The sequence below is a fragment of the Pectobacterium sp. IFB5596 genome (assembly GCF_021432585.1).
Lineage (GTDB): Bacteria > Pseudomonadota > Gammaproteobacteria > Enterobacterales > Enterobacteriaceae > Pectobacterium > Pectobacterium punjabense.
Map to the genome: position 1 here is coordinate 30,421 of NZ_LXFY01000005.1, position 24,159 is coordinate 54,579.

21 protein-coding genes are annotated in these 24,159 nt (G+C 46.0%); 8 read left to right on the plus strand and 13 right to left on the minus strand.

What is annotated here, in order from left to right; translation table 11 throughout:
* Position 1 precedes the first annotated feature (1 nt).
* Positions 2–880 carry an integrase domain-containing protein gene (locus tag A6301_RS06605; protein WP_234257385.1) on the minus strand — a complete coding sequence of 293 codons (879 nt, stop codon included), beginning with the start codon at positions 878–880 and terminating at the stop codon, positions 2–4.
* Between the two features lie 1,019 nt (positions 881–1,899).
* Between A6301_RS06605 and A6301_RS06610 the strand changes: the two genes are divergently transcribed.
* The 3 genes from A6301_RS06610 (at position 1,900) to A6301_RS06620 (ending at position 5,045) form a co-directional block, all read left to right on the plus strand.
* A complete protein-coding gene (locus A6301_RS06610) occupies positions 1,900–2,259 on the plus strand; it encodes a type II toxin-antitoxin system RelE/ParE family toxin (protein WP_234257386.1) in 360 nt (119 codons plus the stop codon).
* Positions 2,243–2,566 (plus strand): DNA-binding transcriptional regulator, encoded by a 324-nt coding sequence (locus A6301_RS06615; protein WP_234257387.1) that lies wholly within the window; start codon positions 2,243–2,245, stop codon positions 2,564–2,566. Before A6301_RS06610 ends, A6301_RS06615 begins: the two co-directional genes overlap by 17 nt.
* Positions 2,567–2,843: 277 nt before the next feature.
* Positions 2,844–5,045: a hypothetical protein gene (locus tag A6301_RS06620; protein ID WP_234257388.1), complete on the plus strand. Its 2,202-nt coding sequence runs from the start codon at positions 2,844–2,846 to the stop codon at positions 5,043–5,045.
* A 662-nt stretch (positions 5,046–5,707) separates the two neighbouring features.
* On the opposite strand, the gene A6301_RS06625 is transcribed toward A6301_RS06620, so the two are convergent.
* The 5 genes from A6301_RS06625 to A6301_RS06645 form a co-directional block, all read right to left on the minus strand.
* Positions 5,708–6,898, minus strand: coding sequence for an integrase arm-type DNA-binding domain-containing protein (locus A6301_RS06625; protein WP_234257389.1), 1,191 nt, complete (start codon positions 6,896–6,898; stop codon positions 5,708–5,710).
* A 457-nt stretch (positions 6,899–7,355) separates the two neighbouring features.
* On the minus strand, positions 7,356–8,030 hold the full coding sequence (locus tag A6301_RS06630; protein ID WP_234257390.1) for a hypothetical protein: 675 nt from the start codon (positions 8,028–8,030) through the stop codon (positions 7,356–7,358).
* 12 nt (positions 8,031–8,042) lie between these two features.
* The gene (locus A6301_RS06635; RefSeq protein WP_107168865.1) at positions 8,043–8,339 is read right to left on the minus strand and encodes a 2Fe-2S iron-sulfur cluster-binding protein; all 297 of its coding nucleotides are present in this window, start codon (positions 8,337–8,339) and stop codon (positions 8,043–8,045) included.
* A gap of 132 nt (positions 8,340–8,471) precedes the next feature.
* Positions 8,472–8,807, minus strand: a complete 336-nt coding sequence (locus tag A6301_RS06640; protein WP_234257391.1) for a hypothetical protein — start codon at positions 8,805–8,807, stop codon at positions 8,472–8,474.
* Between the two features lie 226 nt (positions 8,808–9,033).
* Complete coding sequence (locus tag A6301_RS06645; RefSeq protein ID WP_234257392.1) at positions 9,034–9,285, minus strand: hypothetical protein; 252 nt, start codon at positions 9,283–9,285, stop codon at positions 9,034–9,036.
* Between the two features lie 840 nt (positions 9,286–10,125).
* Between A6301_RS06645 and pelA the strand changes: the two genes are divergently transcribed.
* The 4 genes from pelA to pelZ all read left to right on the plus strand — a co-directional run bounded on the left by pelA (position 10,126) and on the right by pelZ (position 16,115).
* A complete protein-coding gene (pelA, locus tag A6301_RS06650; RefSeq protein ID WP_107168868.1) occupies positions 10,126–11,250 on the plus strand; it encodes a pectate lyase PelA in 1,125 nt (374 codons plus the stop codon).
* A gap of 546 nt (positions 11,251–11,796) precedes the next feature.
* Complete coding sequence (pelB, locus tag A6301_RS06655) at positions 11,797–12,921, plus strand: pectate lyase PelB (protein ID WP_107168869.1); 1,125 nt, start codon at positions 11,797–11,799, stop codon at positions 12,919–12,921.
* A 629-nt stretch (positions 12,922–13,550) separates the two neighbouring features.
* Positions 13,551–14,675, plus strand: coding sequence for a pectate lyase PelC (gene pelC, locus A6301_RS06660; RefSeq protein ID WP_107168870.1), 1,125 nt, complete (start codon positions 13,551–13,553; stop codon positions 14,673–14,675).
* A 162-nt stretch (positions 14,676–14,837) separates the two neighbouring features.
* Positions 14,838–16,115 carry a pectate lyase PelZ gene (pelZ, locus tag A6301_RS06665; RefSeq protein ID WP_234257393.1) on the plus strand — a complete coding sequence of 426 codons (1,278 nt, stop codon included), beginning with the start codon at positions 14,838–14,840 and terminating at the stop codon, positions 16,113–16,115.
* 84 nt (positions 16,116–16,199) lie between these two features.
* Here pelZ and ppiA read toward each other — a convergent pair whose 3' ends face one another.
* The 7 genes from ppiA to A6301_RS06700 form a co-directional block, all read right to left on the minus strand.
* Positions 16,200–16,769 carry a peptidylprolyl isomerase A gene (gene ppiA, locus A6301_RS06670; RefSeq protein WP_107168872.1) on the minus strand — a complete coding sequence of 190 codons (570 nt, stop codon included), beginning with the start codon at positions 16,767–16,769 and terminating at the stop codon, positions 16,200–16,202.
* Between the two features lie 197 nt (positions 16,770–16,966).
* Complete coding sequence (locus A6301_RS06675) at positions 16,967–17,743, minus strand: ABC transporter ATP-binding protein (protein ID WP_205543208.1); 777 nt, start codon at positions 17,741–17,743, stop codon at positions 16,967–16,969.
* 44 nt (positions 17,744–17,787) lie between these two features.
* Entirely contained in the window at positions 17,788–18,675 is an 888-nt protein-coding gene (locus A6301_RS06680) for an ABC transporter ATP-binding protein (protein ID WP_370642183.1), read from the minus strand.
* Positions 18,647–19,453: an ABC transporter permease gene (locus A6301_RS06685; RefSeq protein ID WP_234257430.1), complete on the minus strand. Its 807-nt coding sequence runs from the start codon at positions 19,451–19,453 to the stop codon at positions 18,647–18,649. The genes A6301_RS06680 and A6301_RS06685 overlap by 29 nt, the downstream gene beginning before the upstream one ends.
* Positions 19,454–19,566: 113 nt before the next feature.
* The gene (locus A6301_RS06690; protein ID WP_039492138.1) at positions 19,567–20,607 is read right to left on the minus strand and encodes an ABC transporter permease; all 1,041 of its coding nucleotides are present in this window, start codon (positions 20,605–20,607) and stop codon (positions 19,567–19,569) included.
* A gap of 131 nt (positions 20,608–20,738) precedes the next feature.
* Entirely contained in the window at positions 20,739–22,349 is a 1,611-nt protein-coding gene (locus A6301_RS06695; protein ID WP_107168875.1) for an ABC transporter substrate-binding protein, read from the minus strand.
* 99 nt (positions 22,350–22,448) lie between these two features.
* Positions 22,449–23,603 carry a mandelate racemase family protein gene (locus A6301_RS06700; protein ID WP_137741750.1) on the minus strand — a complete coding sequence of 385 codons (1,155 nt, stop codon included), beginning with the start codon at positions 23,601–23,603 and terminating at the stop codon, positions 22,449–22,451.
* 382 nt (positions 23,604–23,985) lie between these two features.
* Between A6301_RS06700 and A6301_RS06705 the strand changes: the two genes are divergently transcribed.
* Complete coding sequence (locus A6301_RS06705) at positions 23,986–24,126, plus strand: hypothetical protein (protein WP_205540395.1); 141 nt, start codon at positions 23,986–23,988, stop codon at positions 24,124–24,126.
* Positions 24,127–24,159 lie beyond the last annotated feature (33 nt).

Genomic DNA, 24,159 nt, shown 5'->3' on the forward strand with positions numbered 1-24,159 from the left:
TTCAATCCTCCTTCCGGGTGTAAACCCGCTCGACATAGCGCCCCCGACCATCACCGTGACCGAGATCCATAGAGGTTAATGCTCTGGCTTCATTGCGGGAAAAGCCCTGTGACAGGTAATAACGCATGGCATCCTGCGCCCATGCGTAGCGCAGGCTGTGTGGGGAGTAGTGGCCGGTCAGCCCTAAGCGGGTGGTCTGCGTGCGCCAGAAGTTCATAGCGGTTTTCAGGTCGGGTTTATCGATCAACCTGCCGTTACGCGCCTTGGCCACCTTTAGCGCCTCGTTTACTGCCCGTTGAATCGCCTCGCGATCGATAATCCGGGTTTCGCGTGGCCTGCCGCCTTTGGTGCCAAAGACCACGGTCAGCGTTTGTTGGTGACGCTCAAGCTGCTTTTCCCACGTCTTCAACGAACTGGCACATTGCACCGCTTCCTGGGAACGCAGCCCCAGCAATCGGGCAAGCTGAAGTGCGCAGGCCAGCCCTTTATCGCGTTGTTGCGCCGCGAGCAGAACAGCCTGATAGCGCTCATCCGGGATAGCGAATTTTGTCCCGGCACGGCTTGCGCCACTCAGCCCCAACGCGTTGTTGGTCAGGAGATCAGAAACGGCGAGCTTTTCCCGTCCTCCCTGCTTAAACACCGTGCGCAGCGCCGCCATTTCGTTGTGCAGGGTACGAAGGGCAATCTGCTGTGACAGCCGTTCGGCGATATAACTTTCGATATGTCTGGCTTTGAGATACTTCACGTCACGCACCTGAATATTCAGCGCCAGCAGGTGACGGCACAGCCTGTCCATGATGCGGATACGATCATGAACCGTCTTGTAGCTCCCGCCAGCCTGTTTCGCCAGCGTGGTCATTTCACGACTTAATTTACTCATGCAACTTACCTCTCATAATTCAACTGGATGCTTTTCTCTGGCGCATGGGAAAGGGCAGAAACAATCGCAATTGACCTGCCTTGAACGATACCTGTGCGCCAGAGCGGACAGCAGTTGAGGTCTTGGGAGGTGTCGGCTAGGCACTCGGTGCGGCCGCCTGCGGTTGCAGGATTTCCTCTCAGGCGGTTAGGCCTGCCTCGGTATCGGTTCAATCTCCTGTAAAAAAGCGGTCAGTCCGGCACAAACGGATGTGTCAGATTCATGACGCGGTAGTTGAGGTGCATGTCTCAGGGGCTGATGGGGTCTTCGGCTGCGGCGTCACTTTCATCCGTTGACACGGAAAAAGTGACGCCGGTGCAGACGTTGCAGGCAGGCGCTTAGCAGATGCCTGACGGCATAGCAGCGCGCAGCCAGCACGTTCACACGCGCAGACGCAAATCATTAAGACGAGTAAAATCGAAGTTACGCGATAACGCGAACTTACGAGGGTAAGCGCTGTTTAAGCCGCTTATGAAGTGAAATCACCACAACGATAAACGTTGCAGCTAAGGCCAGTCTCCTACGGCTTGGAAGCCGCTCTCTGGCTGGGTATAGTAAGCCCACGGCAACGTTGGGCTTGAAGTAAAGTTCAACGGAACCTTCATCGTCACGCTCGTAGCGGCGTTCAAACTACCTGACGACATCTGCTTTCAAAGGATGGCAGATTTACCGCGCTTCTTAATCACGCTCCCTTCCTTTCAGGCAATGGAAAAGTAAAAGTATCGTGTGGTCGCCCGAAGGCGTCAGTCTCAGACCACGCTCTATTCCTTATGACTTTGGCAGTGTGACCACCCGAAGGCGTTTCTCACAGGTCACTCGTATCATCCCGATACTGAAAACATTGGTGGCTGTCATCGACAGCAGGTTTTCATGGTCAAAAATACGACAAAGTGTTGCAGACTTCAAGTGCTTTGACTCTGCCAGAAAAGCGAGTAATCTAGCACTTAGTGCTATAATTAAGGTTACAGGATGTCGGCCTGATGCGTGTATTCAAAACTAAATGGTTCACTAAGGCGGCTAAATCCCACGCCATCAAAGATAGCGAGTTGTGTGAAGCTATCGAGGCGGTGATGCAAGGGAAAGCTGATGATCTCGGCGGCGGCGTTTATAAGAAGCGGCTGAACCAGAATCGTGATCGCGCCATCATACTGGCGAAAGGTGGACAGCACTGGTTTTACACGTTCCTGTTTGCCAAGCAGGATATGGCGAATATTGATAATCGCGAACTGGCCGGATTCCGCGATTTGGCGAAGCACTACGCAACCCTTGCCGATGAAAAAATTACGGCACTGATTAAGAGTAAAGAACTGGTGGAGATTTGCCATGACCGCAAAAAGTAAATTCAAGAGTCCTGCATTTGAGGCTATCCATAGCGCGGCTTCTGGATTATTCAGCGTCGATGCTATCCCACAGGAAACGATGCGCAACTTTAACAAAGCGTGCCTCAACAGCGTGGACGATCTTCAGCCTATTGAGATCAAAGCATTGCGTGAAAAGCTGAACGTTAGCCAGCCTGTTTTCGCCAGCTACCTGAACACCAGTGTTTCAACGGTGCAGAAATGGGAAAGCGGTGTTAAACGCCCTAGCGGGTTGTCGCTGAAACTGCTTACCGTGGTGCAGAAGCATGGGTTGAAGGTGTTGGTTTGATTGCGTTGTCCTGACCTATTTTTGATATGATAATTTGACCGATAGGGTTTACATTAATTTGGCATGCTATTAAGCCAATAAAGTTCATAATGAAATAATATACTGCTGATATAAACTACTTAGGACATCACTTTTAACTGTTTAAAAAATTTGGAATTTAGATGAATCGACGTTAAGTTGGTATGGATAATAATCTTGAAAGAAGGCTAAAAAACGTTCGTTTTTTGGCTATAATATATTTTTATTGCACGTTAATATATTAACTTAAGGAAATATTTTGGAAAATCAATCGGTTCACGCAGAAGATGTTATGGATATGCTGGCTGTCATTGATGATGGTTTTCTTTTTGAAAATTTTTCTCAAGAATTTTTATCTGCTCGTTTAGGTTATAAATTTTTGAGTAGTGGTGGAATAAAGGATAGGGGAATTGATGGTCTTGAATATGCATCAGAAGATGCGAACAGGCCAACCTCTATATTTCAGATAACTATCGATAAAAAATCAGAACAGAAGTTGATAGATACTTTAGATAAATTAAGAGATAACTCTATAAATTATTCTAGACTCACTTATGTTACTAGTGTAGAGGTAAAAAACAAAGATAAGTTAATCGATATGAGTAATGATGACTATGGTATAAATCTAAGGATTTTCGATGCAAAATGGATTGCAGATAACTGCAACGATTCTCCTGCAACCCAGAGCGTAATTATAAATTTTATTTCTCGTCACCTTAGAGAAATGCAGAAACCTGGCAAGGAATTTGTTGTAAATGATTTTGTGAAAGATCCTAGACTATATGTATTTTTAATGCAACAAATAGGAAGGAGTAGTCATGAAGGAAACCTCAACGATAAGCTTATAGATAGTTTAATTCTGTATTCGCTTAGAGACACAGATCCAGATAAATATATATTAATGACATCAGATCAAATTGAAAGTGCAGTTCGAGAAATGTTTGATTTTGAAGTCGAAAGACTGCGTTCTAAGATAAATAAACGGTTAAAATCCTTATCTAAAAAACCAAACAAAAAGATAAATCACCACACTCGTGATAATGATGATAGTTACTGTTTGCCATATGAGACAAGATTGAAAATTATAGCAGATAACTCTAAGGATAAGATTTTATACAATAGTTTTATGGATGAAGCTGAATCCGTGCTAAGAACAAAACTTAAAGATGAAGAAGTCCAGATAAAAAAACTTCCGGAAATTTTGAAAAAAATAGTTGAACTTATATATTATCAGCAAGGATTGGAATTTTCTGATTTTTTATTAAATGGAGGTGGTTCTGATCTATTCGAATCAAATTTATCAGATACAGTAGATCTGGTTTTAGACGCATCAAATATTATAGATAAAAATAGAAATAGAGTTAAGAGTGCCTTAATTATGGCAATTAGAGATATTGTTTACTCTGGTTCTCCACAAGCAAAGGAATATCTTAAGTCATTATCAAAAACATATTTAATGCTATTTTTAATGAAGTGTGATCCACATATTATTAGTTACTTTCAACAAATGGCTGGGAAGATGAGGATTTTTGTATGCACATCAATACTCGTTCCAGCATTTTCGGAGGTTTACTTAGAGGATCAAAACAAGCGTTATTGGAGTTTGCTAAAGTCTGCTAAATCTAGAGGTGTCCGTTTGCTTGTTAACGATACCATACTTGATGAGCTCTTATATCATATCAAAAACTCCTACAGAGTCTTTCAAGATAACTATAAAGATAACATCGACCAATTTATTAGTGGGTCAGAGGAGTTTGTCGATCAAATTTTGATTAGATCGTTCCTGTATGCTAAAAATGAAAATAAGGTAAATTCGTATGAGTTATATTTAGATAACTTTGTCTCTATTAATTCACCTTTAGCAAAACAAGAATTAATTGATTTTTTGAATGAAGAGTTCGGCATTGATTATGTGTCATCATCAACAAATGAGATGAAAGTCAATATCGATAATAACGATTTAATTACATTGGTAAATGAGTTATCTTCGGTAAAAGGATCTGCGGCTAAAGCTCGGGCAGACGCAAATTTGATTTTAACAATTTATGCTCTTAGAGACATGCATGGTGAGACTAAATCCTCATTAGAAGGATACAAAACTTGGTGGCTATCATCAGATACAGCGACACATAGAACTGTTAGTAGATTATTTAAGCAAAAATATCCTGTTAGTTGCTATATGAGACCCGATTTTCTTTATAATTATATAAGCTTTACACCTCCTAAAAATAAAATTAACGCTCTCTATGAGAATACTTTTCCGAACCTGTTAGGTGTGCAAATATCTAACCATGTATCTAGCGATATTGGCAGGCAGGTCAGGCAACTAATTATTGGTCACGGAGAAAAATCGTCAGGAAGAGTGAAAGCAAAAATTCGGCAGCTTAGTGATGAATTAAAAACCAATACTGGTTTAGATTATGAGGATAAGCTCATTTCATTTTTCAATGAAAGGCTATAGTCATCAATCATTGGCTACGATAGAATTGGCTGCGTCCGATAATCTCCTTAGCTTTTAGCTAGTCATATAACTAAATGCCAACTTTGTCTTTCGCTCTTATCGATCTGTCAAATTTAGCGGATAAGGAGGGATTTACCCCCTTCTTATCTGAGTGTTTTCTCTCCTTGTATTTACTTCGAAAGAATGTTGTCTAAAATCCATTAGGGTCAATTTAGTGGTCGTAATGGTAGTGTTTTTATTTAAAATTACACAAATACAATAATTTTCGAGTCCGGTATTCACCATTATATGAAAATCAAATCACCGCATGGTGGATTTTTTATGTCCACGATCGCCCAGTAATGCCAGTATCCACTGTAATATAAATATATTAATTTCATTTCCCTCCCTGCAATTTTGTCTGTTTTATCCACTGTGGCCTTTTTTCGTCCATTGGCATCTAGATAATTTGGGGAGAAATTCACTTCGATTATGCGTTGGCCCCCAATTATGGCACTGACTAAGGTTGTTGCCCGAACTGTTAAGCCTCACGAGAAAGGACACGCACGACCTCTATCTTTTGGGGAATCCTCACAGCTCTAAGCGCTGGTATCTCAAGTACCGCCTTCAAGGTAAGGAAAACCGGATTTAAATACAAAGCACATAAATAATAACCAATAAAATTACATACAATGCAAATTACCAACAAAATCCGCCCACATCTGCATCATCTTCCGTCGTTCATCCAGATACTCCGCACGGTTGTAACTTGCCCGAACTTTGTTACGCTCAGTATGAGCAAGCTGACGTTCGATCACATCAGGTCGGTAGCCCATTTCATTTAAAATAGTTGATGCGGTAGCGCGAAAGCCGTGCGCAGAAAAACCGATGCCGTCCTTGCCATTAAACCCCATACGCTCAAGCGCACGGTTAAGAGTGGTCGCCGTCATGCAATCATGTGGGTTCCGATAATTTGGAAACAGCCACCCGCGTCCACCAGTGTATGTCTGTAGTTCTCGTAACAGAACTATCGCCTGCGTTGATAACGGGACGATATGCTCTTCTCGCATCTTCATTCTTCCGGCAGGGATTCGCCACTCGGCACCATCCAGATCAAATTCATTCCATTCCGCTTTGCGAAGCTCCACGGTTCTGACAAACGTCAGTAACATCAATTCTAAGGCAATCACCGTGGTTCGATAGCCACCATAACGATTCAGTGTCTGCATGAAATCCGCAATTTCAGTGCGAGACAGAGGTTTATGGTGCTCAACTTTAGGGCGGCGTACCGCACCTTTGAGCGCAGCCGCCGGATCGCTATCTGCTCGAAGCGTTGCAACGGCGTAACGAAATATCGCAGATGACCATTGCCTGACCAGCAAAGCAACCGTCTCCGCCCCTCGACCTTCAATACGTTTAATGATCTCAAGCAGGTGAGCCGCTTTAACACTTTTGATCGGCAACTTACCAATGGCGGGGAATACATCGGCAGCAAAGAAGCGTTCTACCTGCCGTAAGTAGTAGGGTGTCCAGTCTGGCGACTTTTTATCGATCCATTCACGCGCAACAGCTTCGAACGTATTCGCGTTAGCACTGTGGCTCGCCATACGTTCTAACTGGCGTTGATGTGCTGGGTGGATTGCCTGTTTGACCAAAGCTCTCGCTTTATCGTGCTCTGCGCGGGCTTCAGCAAGACTCAGTGTTGGATACTCCCCCAGAGCAAATACGTTTTCTTTTCCTGCAATACGGTATCGGTAGCGCCACAGTTTTGAACCTGATGGACGAACCTCCAGATACAGGCCCCCGCCATCAGCCAGCTTGATTGCTTTACTGGTCGGTTTGGTACTACGAATTTTTGCATCAGTCAGCGGCATAGGATTGCGGGTATCAGATAAACGATACCCGCAAAGATACCCGCTATTTCCGTGGATAACAATGGACGACTCCACCCACCAATGCACGGTAATTAACTGTAATTTAATAGAATTAAACCATAAGATAGAGCGTAACAAACGCTAATGGACGTCGATGACAGTTATCGATAATTAGCAGCATATTGACTTAATGTTATGATAAATATTAGTTATTTAAATTAGCCCTACTCTTGATATCCACAATAATACCCGAAAATTATGCCAATGAATTTTTCATAGACGCATGCAACACTGATTATTGTATCTGCGTATAGCTAGAAGTATGGCGAGAGGTCGATCTTAGTTGTATCCAGAGGCATGTTAGAGGGCAGGAAGCAGAGATTCCGAGTTAAATGTGCAGAATCCCTACTTTAGCTAGATATTGATTAGATTAACGAGCGCGAGCTATTAACGATAGCTAAGCATCATCCAAGATAAAAGTTATAGGTACCCGATAAAAACCATCAACAAAATCAGGTCGTAGCTCAGCAACTGAGGTATCTGGCTTTGCCCCATATAGCTCGATTGCTTTATCTGTCAGGGTAGTCGTTGTTACCGCTTCTTTCGCATTCGACTGGAATACACCGATCGATGATAAATAATCCAAGGGGAAATTAAACCGATAGACACCAAATTTATTTCCCTCCCTAATGATAATATCCATAGGATTCATCACCTTCTTTCCTTTTAAAGACAATTTAGGGATGTAGGTAATAAACTCGATAGGTGCTTCATCTCTAATTTCGGCCCACGTTAAGTTGCAGTTCTCAGTCGCAGAAGCAAGCTTTCCTTTAGATTTGAAAGCATCAGAAAGGCATAAACCCACTTTGCTCCCGGTTAAAGGTTCCATCGTAGACTTACGGATAACGTTGATAATAACTTTTACAGCACTCTGTTGTGTTGATTTAACAGAATTGCATTGACCTTTTTTAAATACAAACTTATCCAAGCGTTCATTAATATCATTTACGTCATTAATTAACACTGCATTTATTACTGTAAGTCGCTCGCCAGTTTCACTATTTACTCTATATGCCAAGCTACAAAGGCTGAATGCAACACCGGATAAAATAAAATTCCTTCTGCTAACCATTATTCAACCCTCTTATTCAACCAAGTCAGCTTCAGCATGAGACATTATTGTCATATCTGATGTAGGATATGTTGTACAAGATAATATAAATGTTCCTCTCTGGGTTCCATCAAGGAAAGATTGATCGCTATCATCATAACTTCCAAAGATCACCCTACATGCACATGTAGAACACGCTCCAGCCCGGCAACTGTAGGGAAGATCTATTCCAGCTTCTTCAGCAGCATCAAGTATATATTTATCATCAGGACACATTATTTCTTGGGTGCCGCCGCTGCAACTCAAAATCCGTATCTTGTATGAAGCCATAACTCATACCATCCTTTTAAATTTACTAATTGAATTTTTTCAATAAACACATTAAAAAAATCATGAAAATGAATATAAAAAATTAACAAGATTATTTTTTAAAAGACACTGACAAAAAAACTAATTTTAAAATTAGAAATCACACATCGCAACGCCACCTTTACATTGTGCAAGACAACTATGGAAGTTCGTACTTCCATAATCACCAGGCATATCTAATAGGTATGAACATTCGGCTATACATCTATCGGTCAGGGATAGTGAATATTTTTCGTCGATAATCATTTCATTCGATTTTTTACTTTTAACAATACACATTTTTTGATTTTGTGTTTGTATAAAACTGACTTTCCCATTAATAAGGTCAATAGGAAGGGGTTTATCATCTGAACTGATCGCTTTACCTGAAAATAAAACAAACGACAAAATCAATGGGGATAATACCAACAAGGGAGGGGATTTTAACATAACTCAATCCTTTAAAAGTATGCTAATTAATGTTTCTAACACTTGGTTTTTTATCTTCCAATAACCAAAATAATTTAGGCAACAAATACATGCATTTATCGCAAAAACCTAATCAATACTAAAATAATTAGTAAAGAAATCAAGATTTTTTTCTTTTATCTATCACGTGCCATTTAAAAAATGGCACGAAACAATAACAAAAAAAGGAAAGGAAATAACAAAAAAATCACACATCCGCATCTTTATTTAAATAAACTGTAAAGCCATCTGGTTTTAAATCTGGATGATCAATTGAAATATCATTTATAACCTTACCCGTTAACGTATAAATTAAGTGCCCGGCAACATGCCGACACTTTTCATACTCCTCCTGAGGCAAAGAGCTTTTCAGCACAACTAACTCTGCTTTGATTTGCTCGATAAGAACAATTGATTTTTCAATTAAACTTTCTGCGATCTTTTTATCTGAGATGAACATTTTACGATCCTAGTAGCGTGTCTGAAAATGGCTTTCATGCATGCTAATAATGCTACCTTTCGTAAAATTCAGGGTCAATAAAAAAATAATTTGTCAACAAAAAATGTGTACGAAAAATATTTACACAGATAAACGCTAACAGCCTGTCAGCCACTTCCTTATGTTTAGTTTTTTTATCGCTTCACAGCAGAAGCTGAAATATTCAGAGGGACAGCGTCTCTACAAACAGAGGAAAACCAACCAAGTGTGTCTGCACTGAGCCAAAGTATAAAAGTAGCACGATCATAATTATAAAGATAACAAATGATTTATTTCTGTAATAAATATCTTCATTAATAGGTAATATTTATTATTAACCCCTACAGAAAACGATTTCTTTGAAACTATTGTTAACAAAATAAATAATAACCAAAAAACCCTCATGAATTAATTACGTTTTTTAAGCTGGCAAGTTACCCCACGAAATTTATCTTTCTAATCAATATTTACTTTTAACTTTTGACGGCGATCACAATTGCTATCAAGTGAATAAAATCTAGATATGAAACAGGTAAAAATAAAGAAAAAAATTAAAATAAAAACACAACCAATTGATTTAAATGAATTTAAATAGAAATCAGTTTCTATCTAAAAGCATTAAAAGCAAATCAAGTCAACGTTCCCCTGTTATTTAATTAATATATTTAACGCCCCATCTTGTATTGTTTATTTTTTCTGTTAACACTTAGCTCGGCTTTATAGACAAACCTTAATTTCATTTTTGTTGAAACAGCCTTTTTTATTACACAGGGTGTGTAGTGATAAATACCCAGAAAAATTCTATGTCAAGGAGAGTACACAATGAAATACCTACTGCCTTCTGCAGCCGCTGGGCTGTTGCTGCTTGCAGCCCAACCAACAATGGCAGCAAATACGGGAGGTTATGCCACCACTGACGGCGGCGACGTTTCCGGTGCTGTGAAAAAAACCGCACGCTCTCTGCAAGAGATCGTCGATATCATTGAGGCAGCGAAAAAAGATTCAAACGGTAAAGCAGTCAAGGGGGGAGCCTACCCGCTCGTGATTACCTATAACGGTAATGAAGATGCACTGATCAAAGCCGCTGAAGCCAATATCTGTGGCCAATGGAGCAAAGATCCGCGCGGTGTAGAAATCAAAGAGTTCACCAAAGGGATCACCATCCTCGGTACCAATGGGTCTTCTGCCAACTTCGGCATCTGGGTGGTTAACTCTTCCAATGTTGTCGTACGTAATATGCGCTTCGGTTATATGCCTGGTGGCGCAAAAGATGGCGACGCTATCCGTATTGATAACTCACCGAACGTTTGGATCGATCACAACGAGATCTTTGCGAAGAACTTTGAATGTGCCGGTACACCAGATAACGACACCACTTTTGAATCGGCTGTCGATATCAAGAAAGCATCAACCAACGTCACGGTGTCGTACAACTATATCCATGGCGTGAAAAAGGTGGGTTTGAGCGGTTCAAGCAACACGGATACAGGTCGTAATCTGACTTACCATCACAATATTTACAGCGATGTTAACTCACGTCTGCCGCTGCAACGTGGTGGTCAGGTACATGCTTATAATAACCTGTATGACGGTATCAAAAGTTCAGGCTTTAACGTCCGTCAGAAAGGGATTGCACTGATCGAAAGCAACTGGTTCGAAAATGCACTCAACCCAGTAACTGCACGTAATGACGATTCCAACTTCGGTACTTGGGAGTTGCGTAACAACAACATTACCAGCCCGTCTGATTTTGCTAAATACAAAATTACCTGGGGCAAACCATCCACACCGCACATCAATGCGGATGACTGGAAAAGCACTGGCAAATTCCCTGCCGTCCCGTATAGCTATTCCCCTGTTTCCGCACAGTGCGTGAAGGATAAACTGGCGAACTATGCTGGCGTAGGTAAAAACCAGGCCGTACTGACAGCAGCCAACTGTAAATAAACGCGTTAAGCCCGGCGTATTCACTCTGCGCCGGGTTCTTCATGAGCGAGCGCAACGTGCTCGCTCATTTTTCACAACACATAGTAGTTAATAATAATTATTTCTTAGCAAATTAAAATTCAATATAAAATCCATTCATGACAAAAACAAAACTGAATATCCCTGTGATATTATATTCTGACTTAAGATAAATTATTACGTTAATCTCAGCGATCGTCACAAGAAAAGTCGCGGCTTAAATCACATAGATAAAGAAACCAAGACACATTATCCATCCATTAAAAAAATAACTCACTGATTTCAAATTATTTTAATGGAGTGTTGTTTCCTATAAATCAAAAACCATTCAATCATCAATATTACAAAATGTTTCCTCCGTAATACATTTAACATTTCACCCTTGAAGTGTTGTTATTTTTTGACCACACTCCCCCTAGTTTTTCATCAAAATTGATATTCCTTTTTGTTGAAAAATATGTACCTGCTACATCGGGCATATGGAGCAATAAATGCCCATGAAAATTCTATTCTAAGGAGACAGTTATAATGAAATACCTATTGCCTACGGCCGCCGCCGGATTGTTATTACTTGCTGCTCAGCCAGCGATGGCCGCCAATACGGGTGGCTATGCCACCACCGATGGTGGAGATGTTTCCGGCGCCGTGAAAAAAACTGCACGTTCTCTGCAAGAGATTGTAGATATTATTGAAGCCGCGAAAGTGGATTCAAAAGGCAAGAAAGTTAAAGGCGGAGCTTACCCGCTCATTATCACTTATAACGGTAATGAAGATTCATTAATCAAAGCGGCTGAAAAGAATATTTGCGGCCAGTGGAGTAAGGACGCACGCGGCGTACAAGTCAAAGAGTTTACCAAAGGGATCACCATCCAGGGCACCAATGGCTCATCTGCCAACTTCGGTATCTGGATTATTAATTCATCCAACGTTGTCGTACGTAATATGCGCTTTGGCTATATGCCAGGCGGCGCGCAAGACGGCGATGCCATTCGTATTGATAACTCGCCAAACGTCTGGATTGACCATAATGAGATCTTTGCCAAAAACTTTGAGTGTAAAGGCACACCAGATAATGACACCACTTTTGAGTCGGCCGTCGATATCAAGAAAGGGTCAACTAACGTCACGGTGTCATACAACTACATCCATGGCATTAAAAAAGTGGGTCTGAGCGGTGCAAGCAATTCGGATACGGGTCGTAACCTGACTTATCATCACAATATCTATCGCGATGTTAACTCACGTCTGCCGCTACAGCGTGGTGGCCTGGTTCATGCTTACAACAACCTGTATGACGGCATCACTGGCTCTGGCTTTAACGTTCGCCAGAAAGGGATCGCGCTGATCGAAAGTAACTGGTTCGAAAATGCACTGAACCCGGTGACGGCACGTAACGACAGCTCCAACTTTGGTACTTGGGAGTTGCGTAACAACAACATCACCAAACCAGCAGACTTCTCCAAGTACAACATTACCTGGGGTCGCCCTTCCACGCCTCACGTTAATGCTGATGATTGGAAAAGTACCGGCAAATTCCCTTCCATTTCTTACAAATACACGCCAGTTTCGGCGCAGTGTGTGAAGGATAAACTGGCAAACTATGCTGGCGTAGGTAAAAACCTGGCAGTACTGACAGCAGCTAACTGTAAATAAACGCTATACCCTTGGGCGAGCTCTTAGAGCTCGCTTATTTTTTATGGAAATCCATGCAGGAACAGAGGTTAACCTCCCAAATAGACAATCAACATATTAACTACCATGCTAATTATTTTAAATTAAAGTCAGCTGAATGATTAACTAACAAAAACCATATTTAAATTAAGGATTAATCGACAAATAAAATAATGACGTACCAACATGAGATAAATTAATAATTTGATCGCCATCAATTATTTTTTAACACTCCCCTTTTAATGAGAGAATTTTACTTATTTCTTGATGGTGCTCACAGTTATCACGCCTTTCAAATCATCCCTATCAAAAAACAACAAACCAAAAAATAATTTTATTTTTAATAAAAAACAAAGATGTATTGATTTTAGAAAAAATGAAAAAAATATTACCATTTAAAATAGGGACTTATTAATCATCGATATTTACCCATGTTATTCGTCTGATGTATTTAATATCTAAATATTGAATTATTTTATTTTTATGATAACACTTAAACGGGATTTCAATAAACCTTGATTTCACTTTTATTGAAACAACCTAATAATATAATCTGGGCTATGTGGATCATAAATGCCCAAAAAAAATTCAATTCCAAGGAGAGTACCTGAATGAAATACCTACTGCCTTCTACAGCCGCTGGGCTGTTATTACTTGCAGCCCAGCCAACAATGGCGGCAAATACGGGGGGTTATGCTACCACTGACGGTGGTAACGTGGCTGGTGCCGTGAACAAAACTGCGCGTTCCATGCAGGATATCATTGATATTATCGAAGCGGCGAAGCTGGATTCCAAGGGTAAGAAAGTCAAAGGTGGGGCTTACCCGCTCGTCATTACCTATAACGGTAATGAAGATGCGCTGATCAAAGCTGCTGAGAACGATATTTGCGCTCAGTGGAAGAAAGACGCGCGCGGCGTGGAAATCAAAGAGTTTACCAAAGGCATTACCATCATCGGCACCAACGGTTCTTCCGCTAACTTCGGGATCTGGCTGACGAAATCATCCGATGTTGTCATCCGTAACATGCGTTTTGGTTACATGCCAGGTGGCGCGCAGGACGGTGATGCGATTCGCATCGATAACACGCCAAACGTTTGGATTGACCACAACGAAATCTTCGCGAAAAACTTTGAATGTGCAGGTACAAAAGACGGTGATACCACATTTGAATCGGCGATTGATATCAAGAAAGCGTCTACCAACGTGACCATTTCGTACAACTACATTCACGGCATCAAAAAAGTGGGGCTGAGCGGCTTCAGCAGCAGCGATACGGGCCGCGACCTGACTTACCATCACAATATTTACGACGATGTTAACGCTCGCCTCCCACTGCAACGTGGTGGTCAGGTTCACGCTTATAATAACCTCTATACTGGTATCACCAGCTCCGGCCTGAACGTGCGCCAGAAAGGGATTGCGTTGATCGAACGCAACTGGTTCGAAAATGCGAAAAACCCTGTGACTTCACGCTACGACGGTTCCAACTTCGGTACCTGGGAATTGCGTAACAATAACGTCATGAGCCCAGCCGACTTCGCGAAATACAACATCACTTGGGACAAAGACACAAAACCCTACGTGAATGCTGAAGACTGGAAAAGCACTGGCACATTCGCTTCTGTTCCTTACAGCTACTCCCCGGTTTCAGCGCAGTGCGTGAAGGACAAGCTGGCAAATTATGCTGGCGTGAACAAAAACCTTGCCGTACTGACAGCAGCAAATTGCAACTAGTCGAGAAGAGTAAATAAGCTGGCTTCAGGCTCCTACCCTCATTGTCCTGTGCTAACAGGAGCCGGCAAGCAAGCTTAATGCCCGTCGATCTATCGTTCGGGCCGTACTTGAGCGAGCCCTAAAGGCTCGCTCATTTTTGTCGTTAATATTCAAGGAAATGAAATGAAACGTTCTCTTCTGTTCGCCGCACTGTTCAGCACCAGTACAGTATTCAGTGTTGGCATACCGATGGCTAGCGCCGCCACACCAGCAGCACCAGAGTTGAAAGGATTCGGAACGGATACCGTGGCAGGCAGTGGTGGACGCGTTATTCGCGTTACAACGCTGGCTTCTTCCGGAACCGGCTCACTCAGGGAAGCACTAGCCGCCAAAGGGCCGCGCATTATCGTTTTCGAGGTTGGCGGTATTATCGACTTGAACAAAAGCGACCTTCGGCTAACCGAACCGTTTGTCACCATTGCGGGTCAAACGGCCCCTTCCCCCGGTATCACGATTATTCGTGGCGGAATGGGAATTAGCACCCATGATGTGCTCATGCAGCATATTCGTTTTCGCATCGGCGATGCCGGTACGGGTAAGAAAAGCGGCTTTGAGCGTGATGTTTCAATCAACGGCGCAAATGCTTACAACGTTGTCATCGATCACTCAAGTTTCGCGTGGGGTACAGACGAAAATCTGTCTATTTCCGGCCCACGCTACGACGGACCACAGGGCACCGCGCACCGTATCACGCTCTCGAATAATATCGTTGCTGAAGGCCTATACGACTCAGCCCACACCAAAGGCATTCACTCGATGGGCACGCTGGTTCACGATAACGTGACTGATGTGTCAATCATTGGCAACCTGTATGCGCACAACAACGAGCGCAACGCCTGGTTCAAGGCGGGTTCAACGGGCGTCATGGTCAATAATCTGATCTACAACCCCGGCATTTGGGGCGTGCGCGTTGGCGGAGTCAAAGGAGAATGGGAAGGGAAAACTATGCCCGCCAGCCCACGCGTTTCCGTTGCGGGTAACGTGATGCACTATGGCGCAAATACCAAAGCAGGTTTAGGCCTGGTAGGAAGCAACAGCTCTGGCGATGTCTGGATGTCAGATAACCTCGCGTATGATGCCAAGGGAAAAACCGCGCCACAAACGTCAGGCAGCGGAATTAATTTACTCAAAATCTCCCCTATTTGGCCTGCGGGCTTAACGGCATCACCGGCCAGCGCCGTCACCAATCAGGTACTGCAACGCGCAGGCGCACGCCCTAAAGATCGTGATGCTGTTGATAAACGTATCGTGGAGAATTTCAAACAGCGGACAGGTGGCTTCGTGAACAGTCAGGAAGAGGTTGGCGGCTATCCCGTGGCAACCACGACCTACCGTCAGTTGAACGTGCCGAGCACTGGCGTGGATGCCTGGCTACAGCAGATGGCAAAAGCGCTGGAATAATGCGCGAACTGAAGCGTTAAGATCGCAAAAGGCCACTGACGTGGCCTTTTGTATTCTCGGTTCTTTGCTTATCTATCTTGCCAATCAGGGCAGCACTTTCGCGGACTGAATCACGATAGGTGCAGTCGGCACATTCTGGTAAGGTCCAACGTTTTTCGTTGGTACCTGAGAAATCTTATCCACGACGTCCATACCCTTCACCACTTTACCAAATACGGCATAGCCAAAATCACGCTGGCCATGATCGAGGAAAGCGTTGTCCGCTACGTTGATAAAAAACTGGCTGGTCGCGCTATCTTTGTCAGCGGTTCGCGCCATCGCGATAGTGCCACGCTGGTTACGCAGGCCGTTGTCAGCTTCATTCTTGATCGGCGCATTTGGCGCTTTCTGGTTCATTTCGCCAGAAAAACCGCCGCCCTGCACCATAAAACCGGGGATCACACGATGAAATGTCGTCCCGTTATAAAAGCCATTGTTAACGTACTCGACGAAATTTTTTACCGAAACCGGCGCTTTTTGATTATCTAAAGACAGTTCGATATTGCCTGCGGACGTCGTCAACAGCACATGAGTGGTGCCAGAGGCCGCAAAGGCTGGAGAAAATGCCGTCAGTGAAATAAGGGCTGCTGCCGCAACCAGAGTACGTTTGAACATGAGAATTCCTTTTTGAAGAGGCCGACTACAGAAAGCGTAATGATTGTAAGTATCCGCACTCTTCAGCGCTACCCATTTACCTTTTTTTACGTATAAAAGTCTGTTCGTAACCAACTGTGAACGAAAACCTGCTTACAAGACAAAAAAAGGGCCGATGACTCGGCCCTCATGATGATGATGATCGTCGCACTGCACGCCTAGCCCATACGTTCCGAACGCACCGCCAGATCGCGGCTGTACTGACGGCTGGCGTCAACCAGCATCGAAGTATAAGCATCCTTCGGCACATCGCTGGTCAGATCGTCGGTCTCCAGCGTTTCCAGTATCTTGCCGTATTGCATCACCGCCACTTTATGACACAAGTGAGAAATCACGCCTAAATCGTGCGTCACCATCAGGTAAGTCAGCTTTTCCTGCTGGTGCAACTCCGTCAGCAGATTGAGGATCTCCGCCTGCACCGACACGTCCAGCGCCGAGGTTGGTTCATCGAGCAGCAGCACTCTCGGTTCCAGAATCAGCGCACGGGCAATCGCCACGCGCTGGCGCTGCCCGCCCGACAGCTGATGCGGATAGCGGCGACGAAAGTTCGTTCCCAGCCCGACCTTCTCCAGCAAGGTATCGATGCGATCGTCACGATCGTCAAAACGGTGGATCGACAGCGGCTCTTCCAGAATCGCCTCTACCGTATGACGGGGGTGCAGCGATCCGTACGGGTCCTGAAACACCATCTGCACGCGGCGACAGCGCGCCCGATCGATCCGATGTGCCAGCTTCTTCCCGTCAATGTGCAGCGTGCCTTCCCAATGATTAAACAATCCGGCCAGACACTTCAACACGGTGGTTTTTCCTGACCCCGATTCCCCCACCAGACCAAAGATATCGCCATCGTTGACCGTGAGGTTCACATCGTACAACACCTGATTCGCCGTGCTGCCCTGACCGAAAGAGAGATTCAGGTTATTCACTTCGATCATCGGCTGACGCTGATGTATTGCTTCAGTTGCCATGATTATCCCCTTTATCCGTTGATCCAGGCAGGATCGCGATTCATCACCGGCAAACGTGGGCGTCGGTGGTCGATATCCGGCAGCGAATTCAGCAACCCGCGCGTATACGGGTGCTGTGCGTTATCCAGATCGGCGGCAGCAATCGACTCCACAACGCGCCCGGCATACATCACCAGCACCCGATCGCAGAAGCTGCGCACCAGATTGATGTCGTGGCTGATGAAAATCAGCCCCAGACCACGCTCACTCACCAGATCGTCCAACATCGCTAACACCTGCAAACGCACGGAGACATCCAGCGCTGAGGTCGGCTCATCGGCAATCACGATTTCGGGTTCGGTAATTAGCATCATCGCAATCATGATGCGCTGCCCTTGCCCGCCTGAGATCTCATGGGGATACAGATTATAGACACGCTCTGGCTGACGAATACGCACCACGTCCAGCATTGCCATCACCTTTTCCTTCGCCTCGCGGTGCGACACCTTATGGTGCGCCAGATAGGCTTCGGCAATCTGATCGCCGACGCAAACCACTGGGTTCAGCGAGTATTTGGGGTCCTGCATAATCATGGATATGCGCTTGCCGCGAATCTGACGCATCCGCGCCTCATCCGCTTTCAGCAAATCGGTATCACCGAAGCGCAGTTTATCTGCCGTAATTCGCGCGCTGTGCGGGTGCAGTTGCAACAGCGCACGGCCAACTGTCGATTTACCGGAGCCGGATTCGCCAACAATCGCCAGCTTTTCACAGCCAAGCTGGAAGGAAACGCCGCGCACGGCATCAGTCACAACACCACGGTTCACGAAGCCTACCCGCAGATTTTCCACTTCCATCAGGGGCGAGCTTCCCGGCACTCGTTGAGAAGACTTATTCAGTTCTGGGATCGAGGATGTCACGTAGGCCGTCTCCAAGGAAGTTGAACGCCAGGCTGTTAATTAAAATCGCCAGCCCCGGAATAGTTACTAACCACCAGCACTCCATCATGTAACGACGACCCGCAGAGATCATCGCGCCCCATTCAGGATCGGGCGGCTGTGCCCCCAACCCCAGAAAGCCCAGACCCGCCGCCGTCAGAATGATGCCCGCCATATTCATAGTGATACGAATAATCACCGATGGCAGGCACAGCGGTACAATGTGATGCAGCAGGATGCGGATAGACGATGCCCCTTGAAGCTTCACAGCAGAAACGAAGTCCGCGTGACGCAGCGACAGCGTTTCCGCCCTTGCCAGACGAGCAATCGGCGGCCAGGCCGTCAGCGTAATCGCGATCACTACATGTTCCAGACCAGGGCCGAGCGCCGCCACGAACGCCAGCGCCAATACCAGACTGGGGAACGAGATAAAGATATCGGTGATGCGCATCAGGATAGTGTCAACGATGCCACCGTAATACCCTGCCACCACGCCCAACGCCAGCCCGATCGGCCCAACGGTGACCGACACCAGCGCAACGATATACAACGTGATGCGTGAACCATAGACCAGACGACTAAACACATCGCGCCCAAACTCATCGGTACCAAAGTAATGCGCCGCGCTCGGTGCCTGTAGCGCGTTGGCCAAATCCTGTACCAGCGGGTCGTGCGTGGCGATCCACGGCGCGAAGATGGCGACCAGCATCAACATCAGCACAATCGCAGAACCAATCGCGGTAAGTGGATTGCGCATCATCGTCAAGAGAAACCCGCCGATTCGCGCTCCGCGTAGCCGCAAGCGGCTCACGCGTTTTTCGGGCGGTGTCCGCAGTACCGACTCACGAGTGACTGACGGCTCAGAGGAAATATTCATGCGTTCGTCCTCGGATCAAAGATTTGATACAACATGTCCGACAGCAGGTTAAGCGTCACGAAGATTAACCCCACCAGCAGCACACACCCCATCACCGCGTTCATATCCCCCAGCAGTAGACTACCGGTCAGATAGGAACCAAATCCTGGCCATGAGAAGACCGTTTCGATCAACACCGCCCCTTCCAGCAGCGAGCCATACGCCAGCGCTACCACCGTCAGAAGCTGAACCAGAATATTGCGAAACGCATGCGCCCAGACAACACGGAACTCAGACAGCCCTTTCACTCGCGCAGTAATGATGTATTCCTGCGAAAGCTGCGCCAGCATGAAGCTGCGCGTCATACGGCTGATATAGGCCAGCGAATGGAAACCGAGAATCGTCGCGGGCAATACCAGATGGTTCAACGCGCTGCGGAACACATCCCACTCGCCTGCCAGTAGTGAATCCACCAACAGCAGACCGGTACGGTTTTCCACCAGACCATCGTAGGCCATATCAACCCGTCCTGCGCCACCGACCCAATTCAGCCAGGCATAGAACACCAGCAGCCCCATCATCCCGACCCAAAATATCGGCGTCGAATAACCGGCCAGACTGATAAAACGCACCACATAATCCGCCCACTTACCGCGTCGCGCCGCAGCCAGCACGCCTAGCGGAACACCCAAACCCGCACCCACGATAATCGCCATGGTGGCAAGCTCGATGGTGGCAGGGAAAACCCGGATAATGTCATCCATGACCGGTCGTCCGGTCAGGAGTGCATTGCCCAAATCCCCATGCATCAGTGAATTGAAGTAAATAAAGAACTGGACATATAGCGGCTTATCCAACCCCAGTTGTTGGTAAACCTGTTGATAGGTACTTTGGTCAGCATCCTGCCCGACAATAGCCAGGACTGGATCGATTGGCATCACGCGGCCGATCACGAAGGTCAGGATTAATAACCCGAACAGCGTGACGACGACCTGAAACAGACGTTTTGCCAAACGACGCAGTACTCCACCCGGCTTGATCCAATCAGAGAAAACCATGTTCTTTCTCCTGATATCCCGGTTAGCGGCGACAGCAAATCACCACTCACGCGGTCATCTCTTTTTAGCGTATCTGATCGGGATGATTAGCTGGGAACGTGTAGCTAATCATCCGATTTAACGTGTGGACACTAGCGCTGCTTATAGACCTCGCGCAGATGCGTCGTAGAAGACGGATGCGGCACATAGCCTTTCACGTCTTTACGCAACACCACAGAATCGATCATCTGCGACACCGGAATAATGGCCGGGAACAGTTCTTCATAGCGATTCTGTACGTTGATATACATCTGCTTCTGTTTCTGAGGATCTTTCTCCAACAGTGCCTGATCGATCATGTCGTTCAAGGGTTTGTCGTAGAAAGACGTGCGCCAGCCCTGGAAGTTGGTCAGTTTGGCTTCGTCGCTGTTATCCGGGTTATAGACAACAGAACGCAGGCTGGAGTGAGGGTGCGGATCGACGCCACCACCGCCGCGGCCGACCAGCATATCGAAGTTACGATCGCGCATCGCGCCGTAAACCTGATTGCCAGTACCGGAGATGATTTTGGCTTTGATACCCGCCTGTGCCAGCGTGGACTGTACCGACGTCGCCAGATTCAGGAACGGCTGATCGGAAAGAACACGTAGCGTGGTTTCAAACCCATTCGGGTAGCCAGCTTCAGCCAGCAGCGCTTTGGCGCGTGGCACGTCCAGCTTATAGCCAGGGTCCGGCAACGTCGCATCCATCCCTTTTTGGATAGGGCGCTGATGATAGAAGCCGTAGCCAGGCATCACTGTCTTATTGACGCCATCGTAATCAATCAGGTAGCGAACCGCTTCGCGCACTTTCGGCTTAGCGAAGTATTCGTTTTTCAGGCTCATTGCAACGTAGTACAGCGTGCCTTTTTTCACCTCATCAACCACAACGTCTTTATCTTGTTTCAACGCATTGATATCCGGCACCGACATCCCAGAGGCCACGTCAATGTCGCCTTTTTCAATCATCAGACGCAGCGCCTGTGATTCAGTCATGTGGCGGAAAATCACGCGCCGCATTTTCGCGTCGCCCTGCCAGTTGTTCTCAACCTTACTGATGCGCAGCACGTCTTTCGCCTGCCACACATCCAGCTTGAACGGACCAGAACCGGCTTCGTTCGTGGTCAGCCAGCCGTTACCCCAGTCACCGTTTTTCTCGTGCTTCATGACCGTTTTACTGTCCAGCACCGAGCCGCTACCTAACGTTGCCAGCGAATAGATCACCAGCTTGGGGTCGTTCGGCTTAGGCAGCTCAATTTCAACGGTATGATCGTCTTTGGCACGGATCATTTTCTCCACGTTTTCCGCGGTGAAGCCGTAGGATTTCCACGTCGTGGCCTGGGCCATGTTGAGGCTAAGCAGACGCTTCATCGACCAGGCGAAATCTTGTGCCGTCACGGGGTTACCGGAATGGAATTTGGCGTTATCGACCAGATTGAAGGTGATGACGTTGCCCGCATCATTGACGCTCCAGCTTTTCGCCAGAGAAGGCAGGATGTTACTCAGGTTGGCCGGATCGAGCACCACCAGCGAGTCATAGAGGTTGACGATAATGCCCACCACTTCGTTACCCGTCATGGCGGCCGGATCGAGTGAGAGCATGTTGTTCATGTTCATCCCCACGATCAGCTGATCGTCAGGGGTTTTTGCCGATAGAATGGCCGGTGTAGCGGCCATGCAGAGTGAACCTAACAGCAGGGTACGGAGTATTGCTCGTGCTTTCATCATTATTCTCCAGGTGTGGGAGCATGGAAGACGACAACTTTTTATTTTTTAGGTAAGGCTATCTTTCAGATCGAACAAACAACTATTCATACAGAAAAACTATTCTTTGCTTAGGGTATGCTCCTCAATCCAGTCAAAATTAATATCTTCTCCCAGCCCTGGACGTTGCGGCAGATGCACAAAGCCCTCGTCATCCATCGGGTCGACAATCGAATTCAGGTAAGCAGCAGGTTCGTCGTAATCGAGGAAAGGATGCAGCAGCCCGCGTTCATACCAACGGCAGTTTTTGATCGCACCTACAACGTTAAGGTTTGGCGCTCCGTTACCGTGAATTTCGCAGTCCATACCGAAAGATTCAGCCAGGCTGGCAACCTTCAGACACGGCCAGAGACCGCCGACGCCTTGCACGCCCGCGCGCAAAATGTCGCATGCGCCTTCTTTAACCCAGTCAGCACGGCTGAAATATTTACCTGACAGGCTTTCCGGCCCGATGACATCGATATCCAGGCTCTTGGTCAGCCAGCTGTAGGACGCCATGCTCTGTTCTTCCATTGGCTCTTCAAACCAGGTGAAATCGAGCTTTTGCAGTTCACGGCCGATGTATAGTGCATCGCTGCGGCTGTACCAGTGGTAGCCATCCAGCATCAGGCAGACATCCGGTCCGACCGCTTCACGCACTGCCGCACAGGCTTTCACATCAATTTTCGGGCTAGGCGCGAACGAGACAGGCGGCATCCAGGTATGCAACTTGATGGCCTTATAGCCGCGCTGCACCAGCTTTTCGGCGAACTGGCCGTATTCCTCTGGCGTAGATAAACCGCCTTCCAGCTCATCACCACACATGGTGCTGCCGTAAGCAGGGACTTTTTCACGATAGCCGCCGAGCAGCTTATGCACAGGCATGTTCAGCACGCGACCTTGCAGATCCCACAGTGCGGATTCCACAATCGACAGCGCGCGGTCAGTCAGTTGGTTGGCGCTGCCGCGTTGCCAGTGCACCAGATCCTGCCAGAGGCGTTCACGATCGAACGGATTCTGCCCAATCAGCACTTTACGGAAGAACGCATTAACGATATGGGGACGAATCACTTCCGGCGGAGCGAAAGCGTAACCTTTTTGGCCGTCATCTGCCGTGATGGTCAACAGCGCCATCTTGGCCTGATTCTCGGCTCCCGGGTGTGAATGGCCCGCACTATCGGAAACCCGACGTGTGGGATAAGTGAAGACGGTGACATCAATTGATTCTATTTTCACGTTGTTACCTGCTTTGATGTTTAACACAACTCATGTATACGATTGCGAATGTGAGCCACATAAATAGTAAAGAATCACTTCACTGCCTGTGCTGGGACTAGTAGATAAAAAACGCATAACGCTTTCTGGTACGACCTTATAAGTCGATCGGCGTCACAAAAAGAAATTACGTGTTAATTAAAAAAAAATAGCGTTTTATTTTTAATTATTAAGGTTGTTACGCCGTTAGTCATTAGGCAATTTCTTTCATATGAAGAAATTATGTCGCGGATAATTGTGCATTTGCACATAAAGCTGTGAGCACTATCACCAGAAAATTTCATATCCTTACTAAATGAATGGATAATCCCTTAGTTTTATTTTTACGCCTTCAGGAACGTGAATGATTGATGAGGGGTACGATTACCCTGATAGCGGATTGGCCGCTAATCAGTCGGCTTCTGACCAAAAGCGTGCTATAGATCTCATTTTTGCCAATCCCGAAAACTCCAATGAAAACCAACACTTAATAAAAATTAAGTAAAATCATCAAGATACCCACAAAGAAGTATATAAA